At 72.7% G+C, this 11,876-nt stretch carries 10 protein-coding genes; 4 read left to right on the top strand and 6 right to left on the bottom strand.

Features of this window, described 5'->3' with window-relative positions:
* Positions 1-100: 100 nt before the first annotated feature.
* The 3 genes from DEJ47_RS11810 to DEJ47_RS11800 all read left to right on the top strand — a co-directional run bounded on the left by DEJ47_RS11810 (position 101) and on the right by DEJ47_RS11800 (position 4,190).
* Positions 101-2,200: an MMPL family transporter gene (locus DEJ47_RS11810; RefSeq protein WP_150167572.1), complete on the top strand. Its 2,100-nt coding sequence runs from the start codon at positions 101-103 to the stop codon at positions 2,198-2,200.
* A 62-nt stretch (positions 2,201-2,262) separates the two neighbouring features.
* Entirely contained in the window at positions 2,263-3,510 is a 1,248-nt protein-coding gene (locus DEJ47_RS11805; RefSeq protein WP_317850795.1) for a sensor histidine kinase, read from the top strand.
* Positions 3,507-4,190, top strand: coding sequence for a response regulator (locus DEJ47_RS11800; RefSeq protein WP_150167570.1), 684 nt, complete (start codon positions 3,507-3,509; stop codon positions 4,188-4,190). The genes DEJ47_RS11805 and DEJ47_RS11800 overlap by 4 nt, the downstream gene beginning before the upstream one ends.
* Positions 4,191-4,221: 31 nt before the next feature.
* On the opposite strand, the gene DEJ47_RS11795 is transcribed toward DEJ47_RS11800, so the two are convergent.
* Positions 4,222-5,454, bottom strand: a complete 1,233-nt coding sequence (locus DEJ47_RS11795) for an MFS transporter (protein WP_150167568.1) — start codon at positions 5,452-5,454, stop codon at positions 4,222-4,224.
* Between the two features lie 61 nt (positions 5,455-5,515).
* Positions 5,516-6,109 (bottom strand): malonic semialdehyde reductase, encoded by a 594-nt coding sequence (locus tag DEJ47_RS11790; protein ID WP_150167566.1) that lies wholly within the window; start codon positions 6,107-6,109, stop codon positions 5,516-5,518.
* 160 nt (positions 6,110-6,269) lie between these two features.
* Here DEJ47_RS11790 and DEJ47_RS11785 point away from each other — a divergent pair, with 160 nt between their 5' ends.
* On the top strand, positions 6,270-6,776 hold the full coding sequence (locus DEJ47_RS11785) for a MarR family winged helix-turn-helix transcriptional regulator (RefSeq protein WP_150167564.1): 507 nt from the start codon (positions 6,270-6,272) through the stop codon (positions 6,774-6,776).
* An 84-nt stretch (positions 6,777-6,860) separates the two neighbouring features.
* Here DEJ47_RS11785 and DEJ47_RS11780 read toward each other — a convergent pair whose 3' ends face one another.
* Genes DEJ47_RS11780 through DEJ47_RS11765 form a run of 4 tightly spaced genes read right to left on the bottom strand, consistent with a single transcriptional unit; the run spans position 6,861 to position 11,852 of the window.
* Positions 6,861-7,796 (bottom strand): dihydrodipicolinate synthase family protein, encoded by a 936-nt coding sequence (locus DEJ47_RS11780; RefSeq protein ID WP_150167563.1) that lies wholly within the window; start codon positions 7,794-7,796, stop codon positions 6,861-6,863.
* On the bottom strand, positions 7,793-8,860 hold the full coding sequence (locus DEJ47_RS11775; RefSeq protein ID WP_150167562.1) for an ABC transporter ATP-binding protein: 1,068 nt from the start codon (positions 8,858-8,860) through the stop codon (positions 7,793-7,795). The genes DEJ47_RS11780 and DEJ47_RS11775 overlap by 4 nt, the downstream gene beginning before the upstream one ends.
* Positions 8,857-10,896: a dipeptide/oligopeptide/nickel ABC transporter permease/ATP-binding protein gene (locus DEJ47_RS11770; RefSeq protein WP_150167560.1), complete on the bottom strand. Its 2,040-nt coding sequence runs from the start codon at positions 10,894-10,896 to the stop codon at positions 8,857-8,859. Before DEJ47_RS11770 ends, DEJ47_RS11775 begins: the two co-directional genes overlap by 4 nt.
* Positions 10,893-11,852, bottom strand: coding sequence for an ABC transporter permease (locus tag DEJ47_RS11765; protein ID WP_150167558.1), 960 nt, complete (start codon positions 11,850-11,852; stop codon positions 10,893-10,895). The genes DEJ47_RS11770 and DEJ47_RS11765 overlap by 4 nt, the downstream gene beginning before the upstream one ends.
* Between the last annotated feature and the right edge of the window lie 24 nt (positions 11,853-11,876).

Genomic DNA, 11,876 nt, shown 5'->3' with positions numbered 1-11,876 from the left:
CGGTCGTAGCCCATGACTGGGACCCCAGCCCGACGGAAAGGCGGTCGCGCGGCGGAAGGGTGGAGCGTGAACCTGTCACCTCTGCCGAAGGGGGCCCGTCATGGGGGCCGTACAGACCAAGGCCGCGTCGGCGCGGCGACGGCGCGCCGTGCCCTGGGTGTTTCTGGGGCTGTGGATCGTCGTGCTCGCGGTCGCCTCGCCGTTCGCGTCGAAGCTCGCCGACGTCCAGAAGGACCGGGCCGTCGACTACCTCCCGGCGAGCGCGTCCTCCACCGAAGTCGCCCAGCTGCAGGAGAAGTTGCCGGGCGGCGAGGCCACCGAGCTCGTGCTCGTCTACCACCGGGACGGCGGGCTCACCGTAGCCGACCGCAAGACGGCCGCGGACCAGGTCGCCGAGGTCGCCGACGCCCACACGCTCGTCGGCAAGCCCGAGGCCGTGCCCTCCAAGGACGGCGCCACCCTCATGTACCCGGTCGCGAGCACCGAGCCCGGTCAGGACGAGGACAAACGGGACGCGCTGGTCAACGACGTGCGGGACATCGCGCACGGCGAGGGCGGGCTGAGCGTCGACGTCGGCGGGTCCGGCGCCCTCGACACCGACGCGAGTGAGGTCTACAACTCACTCGGCGGCCCGTTGCTGTACACCACCGCGGGCGTCGTCGCCCTGCTGCTCATCGTGATCTACCGCAGCCCCTTCCTGTGGCTCGTGCCGCTCGCCGTCGCGGGCGTCGCCGACTACCTGGCGATGGGCGTCGCGTACGGCCTGAACCAGGGCTTCGGGACGTCGGTCAGCGGACAGAGCTCCGGCATCATGACCATCCTCGTGTTCGGCGCGGGCACCGACTACGCGCTGCTCCTCGTCTCGCGGTACCGGGAGGAGCTGCGCAGGATCGAGCGGCCCTACGACGCGATGATCGCCGCCCTGCGCGGCTGCGGGCCCGCCGTGCTCGCGTCCTCGGGCACCGTCGCCGCCGGACTCCTCTGCCTCCTCGCCGCCGACCTCAACAGCAGCCGCGGCATGGGCCCCCTCGGCACCGTCGGCGTGCTGTGCGCGCTCGTGACCATGCTGACGCTGCTGCCCGCCGTGCTCGTCCTGCTCGGACGGCGCGTGTTCTGGCCGCTCGTGCCCGCGTTCGGCAGCACACCCAAGCGGCGCCGCAGCCTCTTCGCCGCGATGGGCGGCTCCGCCGGACGCAGGCCGCTCACCGTGCTCGCGAGCGGAGCGGTGCTGCTCGGAGCACTCGCCGTCGGCGCGTTCAACCTGCCCGGCGCGCTCAAGCAGGAGGACTCCTTCACCAAGACCCCCGAGTCCGTGTCCGCCATGAAGACCCTCGCGAGCGCCTACCCCGAGCAGGGCACCCAGCCCATCACCGTCATGACACCGGACGGGCGGGCCGGTGAATCCCTGGCACGCATCCGCGCCACGGAAGGCGTCGGCAGCGCCGAACGGGGACGTACCGCCGGAGGCTGGACCGAGATCACCGTCACCGCCACGTCCGCGCCCGAGTCCCAGGGCGAGACCGCGACCATCGAAGCGCTGCGGGACGGGCTCGACGGCTCGCACGTCGGCGGCCCCAGCGCGCAGCAACTCGACCTCCAGGACACCAACGTCCGCGACCGGAACATCGTCGTGCCGCTCGTCCTCGGCGCCGTCCTGCTCGTCCTCGTCGCCCTGCTCCGCAGCCTCGTCGCACCCCTGCTGCTGCTCGCCGCGGTCGTCGCCGTGTGGGGCGCCTCGCTCGGCATCGCGGGCCTCGTCTTCGAGCCGCTCTTCGGCTTCGACGGCACCGACCCGGGTCTCGGGCTGCTGTCCTTCGTCTTCCTCGTCGCACTGGGCGTGGACTACGGCATCTTCCTGATGCACCGGATGAGGGAGGAGTGCCTGCGGGGCGCCGAACCGGGCGCCGCCGCGCTCACCGCGCTGCGCACCACCGGCGGCGTCATCGCCTCCGCGGGCCTCGTCCTCGCCGCCACGTTCGCCGTGCTGACCAACATGCCGCTGGTCCAACTCGTCGAGCTGGGCTTCGTCATCGCCGTCGGTGTCCTCCTCGACACCTTCCTGGTCCGCACGTACCTGGTGACCAGCGCGAGCGTGGCGCTCGGCAGGAAGGTGTGGTGGCCGGGGCCGCTGTCCCGGCCCGCCGCGCCCGTCCCGCCACCGGCCCACGAGGCCGAGCCCGTCAGGGTCCCCACGCCTTGAGCCGGTCGTTCCGGGCGCCCCTCCTCTCCCGGAGGGGCGCCCGCGTGCCCGAAGATGGGGCGGTGGAATCTCTCGTCGAGCGCGTCCTCGGCCCGGCCGCCCCCGGCGAACGGCTGCGCACGGACACCCTGTTCGCCCTCGCGATGGCCGTCAGCGCCGTGGTGATCGTGCGGTCCGTGCGGGACAACGGGCACGTGCCGGACGTCCTCGGCTGGGCGCTGCTGCTCGTCGCCCACGTCGTCATCGTGTGGCGGCGCCGCGCCCCGGTGCGCGTCATGGTCACCCTGATGGCGATCCTGCTGGTCTACCACTCCCTGGACAACAACCACACCGCGCCCATGGCGGTGTCGATGGTCGCGCTGTTCACCGTGGCCTCCCGCACCCGTCCCCGCAACACGCTCCTGATCGGCGTGGGTGTCATGGGCGTCATGCTGACCGTGAAGTTCAGCGAAGGCATGGCCGAGGGCGCCGAGTCACTGCGGATCTCCGGCTGGATCGTCGCGTTCCTGCTGCTCGGTGTGTACGTGCGCATCCATCGGCAGTACGTCGCTTCCGTGGTGGGGCGGGCCGAGCGCGCCGAACGCACCCGCGAGGAGGAGGCGCGCCGCAGGGTCGCCGAGGAACGCCTGCGGGTCGCCCGCGACCTGCACGACCTGCTCGCGCACAGCATCACGCTGGTCGGCGTCCAGACGTCCGTCGCCGCGCACGTCCTCGCCGCCGACCCGGACCGGCTCGACCGGGCCGCGGTCGCGAAGGCCCTCGACGACGTCGCGGAGACCTGCCGCGCGGCTCGCGGTGAACTCCGCGCCACGCTCCAGGTGTTGCGGTCCGGCTCCGACGACGACGAGGGCGGGGCGGGCACGGACGAGGCACGTGGGCCGCTGCCCGGCCTCGACGGCCTGCCCGACCTCGCCGACGCGGCCCGTACCGCGGGCGCCCGCGTCGAACTCGCGGTGGCGGACTGCCGGGCACCGGCCGCCGTCGGCGCCGCCGCCTACCGCATCGTGCAGGAGGCGCTCACCAACGTCGTACGGCACGCGGGACCCGGCATCACCGTGCGGGTGTCGGTGCGCACCGAGGACGCGGCGCTGTGCGTGCGGGTCGCGGACGACGGGCGCGGCGGGCGCGAGGGGCGTGATCCAGAGGGCGGGCAAGGGGGCGGTCATACGCCGGGGTTCGGGCTTCTCGGAATGCGGGAGCGGGCCCGTACGGTCGGTGGGACCCTGGACGCGGGCCCGCGGCCCGAAGGGGGTTTCCTGGTGTCCGCGGTGCTGCCGCTCGCACCCGTGTCCCTGGGAGGTCTGTCGTGACGTCGCCTGTCCGCGTACTGCTCGCCGACGACCAGACGCTGGTGCGGGCCGCGTTCGCGATGCTCGTCGACTCGGCGCCCGACATGGAGGTCGTGGGGCAGGCGGGTACGGGGCGCGCGGCGGTCGACCTGGCCCGCTCCGAACGCGCCGACCTCGTCGTCATGGACATCCGCATGCCCGACCTCGACGGCATCGAGGCGACACGGCTGCTCGCCGCCGACGAGGACCTGGCGGGCGTGAAGGTCCTGATGCTGACCACGTACGACACGGACGAGCACGTCGTCGACGCGCTGCGCGCGGGCGCGTCCGGGTTTCTGGTCAAGGACACCAAGCCGGCCGAACTCCTCGACGCCATCCGTACGGTGGCGGCCGGCGACTCGCTCCTGTCGCCGGGCCCCACGGCCCGGCTGATCGCCCGTGTGCTGCGGGCGCCGGACACCGGGGTGCCCGTCGCGGGCGGGCCCGACGGGCTCTCGGAGCGGGAGCGGCAGGTGCTGCGGCTCGTCGCGCGCGGTCTGAACAACCAGGAGGTGGCCGACACGCTCGGCCTCAGCCCGCTGACGGCGAAGACGCACGTCAGCCGCATCATGGGGAAGCTCGGCGCACGCGACAGGGCCCAACTCGTCATCATCGCGTACGAGTCGGGCCTGGTCGCGCCGGGATCGGTGGTCTCGCCCTGAGGACCGGCGGTCGCCACGGTCGGCATGGTCGTCAGCTCAGGGCGACGGCGGCGGCGACGGCCGGGCCGAAGGCGCCGCCCAGCTGGTAGCAGAGGCTGAACAGGCCGATGGCGGTGGGGCGTTGCGCGGCGGGCGTGGCGGCAGTGGCGTACACCGCGAGCGTCGCCTGGCCCGCGCTGGTGGTGAAGACGGCGAGCGTCGCGACGAGCAGGAGCAGTGGCGCCCACGGGGTGAACACCGCGGTGAGCGGTGCGGCGGCGCCGAAGGCGAGCAGGATCGCCAGGACCCGCGGGCGGGTCATCCGGGCGGCGGCAGCCGCCAGTGCCATGGACAGCGCCGACCCCACGAGGAGCGCGACCAGCTGGTAGGTGCCGATCGTGGACGACGACCAGTCGGTGCGGTCGCGCAGCAGCTGCGGGACGGTGAAGAGCAGCGCGAAGTACGAGGTCGCGAGGGTGCAGGCCAGCGCGGCCGACAGGACGAACACGCGGGAGCGCAGGAGCGCGGCGGGCACGAAGCCGGTGGGGCGTGCGCGGACGTGCAGGGCGAGAAGGGCGGCGGACACCAGCGCGGCGGCGACCGCGGGCAGCGGGTGGCGCGGGACGAGCACCAGGGACGTCACCGTCAGGACGAGCAGAACGGCGCCCCGGCCGTCGAACGGGGCGGAGCGGGACGGTGCCGACAGGTCGGCGCGGCGCATGACCGCGGGCAGCGCGAGCAGGGCGACCGCTCCCGCGGACAGGGCCACCCGCCAGGACGCCGCGTCCGCGACCGTGGAGCCGAGCAGCGGCCCGACCGCACCGACCGTCCCGAACCCCGCGGTGATCACCCCCATCCTGCGGACCGAGCCCGCCAGGCTCATCGCCGCGGTGACCAGGCCCGCACCGCCCGCGGCCTGCGCCGCCCGGGCCGCCATGGCCAGTGGCAGCCAGGGCGCCGCGGCGAGCACCGCGGTGCCGGCCACGATCAGCGCGGCGCTCAGCCCGAGGGCGGCGCCGAGACCCCTGCGGCGCAGCAGGCCCGCCATGAGCGGGGTGCCGACGGCCATGGCCCAGGCGAAGACGGTGACGAGCCAGGTCGCGTCGGCCGTGCGGACGCCGAGCGACCCCGCCATGTCGGGAAGGATCAGAACGGCGCTGTTGGCCCCGGCGGCGACCGGCGCGGCGAGCAACGCGAGCCAGAGGGCGGGGACTTGGCGCGGGGTGGCGGTGGCTGTGTGGACGGATGTGGGGGCGGTGTGGGTGGTCGCTGGGGTCGAGGACATGCCGGTGGCTCCGGGAGGTGGCAGGGAAGGTGCGGGGGAACGAGGGGGGCGAGGGGAACGCTCAGACGGTCGTGACGACCTGGTCGTAGGCGAGGCGCGGCGAGCGCGGGTACCAGGCGTCCGGAGCCGGGCGGCCGATGTTCACGACCATCAGCGGCGTGTGGTCGTCGTCGAGGAACTCCTTCTGTACGCCGGGGAAGTCGAACCCCGTCATCGGCCCGGCCGCGAGCCCCGCCGCGCGCACGCCGAGGATGAAGTACGCCGCCTGGAGCGTCGCGTTCAGGTACGCCGACTCCTCACGGACCGGGCGTTCGGCGAAGAAGAGGTCCTTGGCCTGCGGGAAGTGCGGGAGCAGTGACGGCAGTTCCTCGTGGAACTCGTTGTCCGCGGCGAGTATCGCGACGAGCGGGGCGGCCAGGGTCTTCGCCCGGTTGCCGTCGTCCATGAGCTCCCCGAGCCGCGCCGTGCCCTCGGTCGAGCGGACCAGGACGACCCGCAGCGGCGACTGGTTGTAGGCGGTCGGCGCGTACTTGACCAGGTCGTACACCGCCTGGATCTGCGCCTCGGTCACCGGCTCCGCGGTGAAGGCGTTGGCGGTGCGGGCCTCGCGGAAGAGGAGGTCCTGGGCGGTGGGGTGGAGGGCCAGCTCGGACATGGGGTGCTCCTGTCGTTCAGTTCCGACAATCTCGATGGTGAGATAGAAGCAGATGGCACTCTTAGAATCAAGTATCTCGAAACTAAGAGACCTAATAATGAGAGAGTAACCGCTGATAGGGTTTGCGCCGAGACAGTTCGTACCGAGAGGAGTGGCGGCCATGGGTGACGTCGTGGACGCGGTCATCGACCAGTGGGTCGCGGAACGCCCCGACCTGGCGGAAGCCCTCTGGCCGGTCGAGCTCTTCGGGCGCATCCAGCGACTGGGTCTGCTGGTCGACAGGACGGTCAAGGCCACGGCCGCCCAGCACGGCCTGGATGTCGGGGAGTTCGACGTCCTGACCACGCTGCAGCGCTCGGGCCCGCCCTACGCCCTCACCGCCGGAACCTTCCTCAAGGCCTCCATGGTGTCCTCCGGCACCATCACCAACCGCATCGACAAGATGGAGGCCAAGGGCCTGGTCGTGCGGGTGCGCGACGGCGAGGACCGGCGCACCGTCAAGATCCGCCTCACCGAGCGCGGCCACGAGGTCACCCGTGCCGCCTTCGCCGACCACCTGGCGAACTATGCGCGGGTGCTCGGCGAGGTGGACCGCGAACTGGTCGAGAACGCGGCGGACGGACTGCGGCAGGTGCTGGAAGCGCTCGGCGACACGTCGCTGAAGTAAGCGTCAGGCGTCCAAGTACGCCTCATTCGTTCGAGCAAGCCCCAGGCGTTCGAGCAAGCCGCGAGGCGTCCGCGGGCCTGCGCCTCACAGCAGCCCCGCCGTCGCCAGGTGCTTGCCCACCCGCTCCGTCTCCGCCGCCGACAGCGGGATCTGCGGCTCCGCCGTGGCCGGGCAGTCGATGACGCCGCGCAGGTGCAGCGCCGCCTTGAACGCGCCGAGCGCCGCGGAACTGCCGCCCATCCGCGTCGGGTCGCCCGCCGTCACCATCCCGAAGAGGCCGCACAGCCGCTCCTGTTCGGCCCGCGCCCGCTCCCAGTCACCCTCCCGGCAAGCGCGCAAGAGCCGTACGTACCCCTCCGGGTCGACGTTCCCGAGCCCCGGCACGACGCCGTCCGCGCCCATCGCGAGCGCCGAGTCGACCGTCAGCTCCGACCCGGTCAGGACACCGAACCCCGCGAGTCCCGGCTCCGCCCGCTTGCCGAGGACCACGCGCCGGAACGCGCCCTCGTCGCCGCTGGAGTCCTTCAGGCCCGCGAGGACGCCGTCCCCGGCCAGCTCCAGGACCAGCTCCGCGGGCAGCTTGGTGTGCACCGCCATCGGAATGTCGTACGCGACGACAGGCACCCCGCAGCCCTGCGCGACGAGCCGGAAGTGCCGGGCGATCTCGGCCGGGTGGGTCCGTGTGTAGAAGGGCGCGGTGACGACGACCGCGTCCGCGCCCGCCTCGGTGACGGCCCGCGCGCGGTCGAGGACGCGCGGCGTGGTCATGTCGATGGCCCCGGCCAGGACGGGGAGCCGTCCGCCCGCACGGCGGACGACCGTCTCGACGACGAGGGTGCGCTGCCGGTCCGTCAGGTACGCGACCTCGGAGGTGGAGCCGAGCACGAAGAGACCGTCGACCCCGGCCGTGACCAGGTGGTCGACGAGCCGGACGAGGGAGGGGACGTCCACCTCGCGGTCCGGTGTCAGGGGCGTGCAGACGGGCGGGACGACACCGGTCGGCGGGGCGGACATGGTCATGGGTGCTCCCTGGGGGTGTCGCCGCTGTGCGGGACAGGGGCGGTGGCCGTGGCGGCGGCCTGGGTGACGAGGTCGTGGGTCGATTCCCCCTCGGCGACGGGATGGAAACAGCGGAACAGGTGTCCTTCGCCCGCCCGCCGGTTCTCCGGCATCGCGGTGGCGCACACCTCGTCCGCCTTCCAGCAGCGGGTGCGGAACGGGCAGCCGCTCGGCGGCCGGGTCGCCGACGGCACGGGACCGACGAGCGGGATCGGGTCGATGGGGTCGAGCAGCCCCGGTGTGGCGGAGAACAGGGCGCGCGTGTACGGATGGCGGGCGTGGGTCAGGCTCTCGCCGGCCGGCGACTCCTCGACGATCCGGCCCAGGTACATCGTGACGACGCGGTCGCTCATCCTGCGTACCGTCTGGATGTCGTGGGACACGAAGACGAGCGCGAGTCCCAGACGCTCCTTCAGGTCCAGGAGCAGGTTGAGGATCTGGGCGCGCACGGACACGTCGAGGGCGCTCGTCGGCTCGTCGGCGACCACGAGGTCGGGTTCGAGCGCGAGGGCGCGGGCGATGGCGACGCGCTGGCGCTGCCCGCCGGACAGCTGCCCCGGGAGGCCGTCCGCGAGGCTCTTCGGCAGACCGACCAGCGACATCAACTCCCGCACGCGTTCGTTTCTCTCCTTCGGGGTGCCCCGTCCGTGTACGTCGAGGGGGTCCCGCAGGATCCGGGCCACCGGGAGGCGGCGGTTCAGGGCGGTCGACGGGTCCTGGAAGATCATGCCGGTGCCGGTCCCGATGGAGGAGCGGCGCTCGGCCGGAGGCATCGTCCACAGGTCGCGGCCCCGGAACGACACGGTGCCCTCGGTGGGGCGCTGGGCGCCGACGAGGACCTTCGCGAGGGTCGACTTGCCGCAGCCGGACTCGCCGACGATGCCTACGGTCTCGCCGGGGGCGAGGGCCACGGTTGCTTCTGTCAGGGCGTACACGTGGTCGCGGGAGAGGAGGCCTCCCGAGCGGGCCTTGTGCACCACGTGCACGTTGTCCAGTTCCACGATGGGGGGTTCGGGGGTCGTCATGTCGGCTCTCGGTCCGTCGTGGCTTGTCGCGCAGTTCCCCGCGCCCCTGAAAGGCCCCCCGGAGGCGCCCCTGAAAAGCCCCCCGCCGGGTGGTGGCATGCCGTGGAGTGTGACGGTGTGCCCGCCAGCCGCGGCGGCGTCTCGCGACACACCTCGCTCGCCAGCGGGCAGCGGTCCGCGAATCTGCAGCCCGGGGGGAAGTCCGCCGGGGACGGGACCACGCCCTTGATCTGCGTGAGGCGTTGCGCCGCCGACTCCAGGGACAGCACCGAGCCGAGCAGGCCCCGCGTGTAGTGGTGGGCGGGGGACTCCACCATGTCCGCCGTCACGCCCGTCTCGACGATCTGTCCGCCATACATCACCACCACCCGGTCGGTGACGTCGGCGACGAGCGCGAGGTCGTGCGAGACGAGGATCAGCGCGAAGCCCAGCTCCTCGCGCAGCCGCAGCAGGAGCTGGATGATCTGTGCCTGCACGGTGACGTCGAGCGCGGTCGTCGGCTCGTCGGCGACGATCAGTTTCGGGTCGCGGGAGAGGGCCATGGCGATCAGGACGCGCTGACGCTGGCCGCCGGAGAGTTCGTGCGGGTAGCTGCGCAGGGTGCGGTCGGGGTCCAGGCCGACCAGTTCGAGGAGTTCCGGTGCCGTGCGGCGGCCACCTCGCCGTACGACCTGTTTGAGCTGCGAGCGGACCGTCATCGCGGGGTTCAGCGAGGACAGGGCGTCCTGGTAGATCATCGCCATGTCGTGGCCGAGCAGCCGGCGCCGGGCGCGCATCGGCAGGGCGGTCAGGTCCTGTCCGTCGAAGACGACGCGGCCGCCGACCCGGGCCCCCTTCGGCTCCAGGCCCATCACGGTGAGCGCGGTCAGGGACTTGCCGCAGCCCGACTCGCCGACGAGGCCGAGGACTTCACCGGGCCGGACGTCGAAGCTGATCCCGTCGACGATGTCGACGCCCCCGTGGCGCTGCGGGAAGGAGATGGTGAGCCCGGTGACGGCGAGGACCGGGGCGCCGGTGGGGAGGGGCCGGGCGCGGGAGCGGAGGCGGTGGGCGGCCCGGGTCAGGCCGGGCAGTTCGAGGACGCGTCCGCTGCCGGGTTCGGGGGCCTCCAGGCGGTCCCGGTCGCGGTCCGTGCCGGTGACCTCGCGGGTGGAGGGGGCGGCCCACGCGTCGGAGACGCCTTCGGAGAGGACGTTCAGGGCGAGGACGGTGATCAGCATGAGGAGGCCGGGGAAGACGGTGGCCCACCAGCCGCCGATGAGGACCATGTTCTTGCCGTCCGCGATGACGCTGCCCCAGGACGGGTCGGGCGGCCGTACGCCCGCCCCGATGAAGGAGAGCGACGCCTCGAAGACGATGGCCTCGGCGACCTGCACGGTGCAGAAGACCAGGATGGGCGCGGCGCAGTTGACGGCGACGTGGCGGACGAGGATGTGCGGGGTACGGGCGCCGACGACGCGTTCGGCGACGACGTAGTCCTCGCCGTACTGGTCGAGGACGTTGGCGCGTACGACCCGTGCGATCGGCGGCGTGAACAGGAAGGCGATGGCGCAGATCAGGACGGTGATGCCGCCGCCGAACACGGCGACGAGCACGGCGGCCAGCGCGATGCCGGGGAACGCCATGACGACGTCCAGGCAGCGCATCAGCGTCTCGTCGACGGCCTTGCGGGAGGTCGCCGCGACCGCGCCGATGACGGCGCCCGCGACGAGCGCGAGCAGGGTCGCGCCGAGCCCGATGGCGAGGGACCAGCGTGCCCCGTACATCAGTCGGCTGAGGATGTCGCGGCCCAGGCTGTCCTGGCCCATCCAGTGATCGGCGGAGGGCGCGCCGGTGCCGCCGGCCTGGGGCTGCTGGTCGAGCGGGTCGTGCGGGGCGAGGAGCGGCGCGAAGAGCGCCACGAGGACGACGAGGGCGACGACGCCGACCGCGACGCGGGAGAGGACGGGGAGCTTGCGCAGGGAGCGGAGGCGGATGCCGGGCACGGAGAGCCGTTCGGCGAGCGCCTTCCGGGACCTCGGCTGGGTGTGCGTCAACTCGTCCCCCTCAGGCGTGGGTTGACCAGCAGGTAGAGGACGTCGATGACGAGGTTCACGACCACGAAGCCGACGGCGGTGGTGATGACGACGCCCTGCACGACGGCCGGGTCGCCGTTCTTGACGGCGTCGATCATCAGCTTCCCCATGCCGGGCAGCGAGAAGATCGTCTCGATGACGACCGCCCCGCCGAGCAGGTAGCCGACGCGCAGGCCGAGCACGGTGAGCGGGTTGATGAGGGCGTTGCGCAGGACGTTGCGGCCGACGACGACCACCGGGGGCAGGCCGTTGCCGATGGCCGTGCGGACGTAGTCCTTGTCGAGCTCCTCGACCACGGCGGTGCGGATGATGCGGGTGAGGCCCGCGGCCACGGGCAGGGAGAGCGCGAGAGCGGGCAGCGTCATGGTCTTGAGCCAGCCGGTGAAGGAGTCGGCGGGGTTGATGTAGCCGCCGGTCGGGAACCAGCCGAGGTCGACGGCCAGGTACTGGATCATCAGCAGCGCCAGCCAGAAGCCGGGCGCGGCGACGCCGGTGAGGGAGACGACGCGGATCAGCTGGTCCGGCAGCCGGTCGCGGTAGATGGCGGCGGTGATGCCGAGGGAGAGGGAGAGGACCACGGCGATGCCGAGGCCGAGGAAGGTGAGCTGCATGGTGAGGGGCAGCGCGGTGGCGATCTGGTCGACGACGGGGGCGCGGTTGAGGACGCTGATGCCCAGGTCGCCCTGGAGCAGGTCGCCGACGAAGGCGAGGTAGCGGACGGGCAGCGGGTCGAGGAGCCCGTTCTCCTCCCGGAACTGGTGGAGCTGCTCGGGGGTGGGGTTGGCGCCCTGGAAGAACGCGGACGCCGGGTCGACGTCGGAGAAGCGCATCACGAGGAAGACGAAGAGCACGATGCCGAGCAGCAGCGGCACGAGCAGGGCGACGCGGCGGGCCAGGATTCTGAGGACAGCGGTCACGACGTACGACTCCTGAACTGGCCT

It is taken from the genome of Streptomyces venezuelae, from assembly GCF_008642355.1.
Lineage (GTDB): Bacteria > Actinomycetota > Actinomycetes > Streptomycetales > Streptomycetaceae > Streptomyces > Streptomyces venezuelae_B.
This window is presented reverse-complemented; position numbering and strand designations above follow the sequence as displayed.

Coding starts and splice junctions, on each gene's coding strand:
- DEJ47_RS11810 (WP_150167572.1), top strand. CDS start 101: ATGGGGGCCGTACAGACCAAGGCCGCGTCGGCGCGGCGACGGCGCGCC.
- DEJ47_RS11795 (WP_150167568.1), bottom strand. CDS start 5,454: ATGTCCTCGACCCCAGCGACCACCCACACCGCCCCCACATCCGTCCAC.
- DEJ47_RS11790 (WP_150167566.1), bottom strand. CDS start 6,109: ATGTCCGAGCTGGCCCTCCACCCCACCGCCCAGGACCTCCTCTTCCGC.
- DEJ47_RS11785 (WP_150167564.1), top strand. CDS start 6,270: ATGGGTGACGTCGTGGACGCGGTCATCGACCAGTGGGTCGCGGAACGC.
- DEJ47_RS11780 (WP_150167563.1), bottom strand. CDS start 7,796: ATGACCATGTCCGCCCCGCCGACCGGTGTCGTCCCGCCCGTCTGCACG.
- DEJ47_RS11775 (WP_150167562.1), bottom strand. CDS start 8,860: ATGACGACCCCCGAACCCCCCATCGTGGAACTGGACAACGTGCACGTG.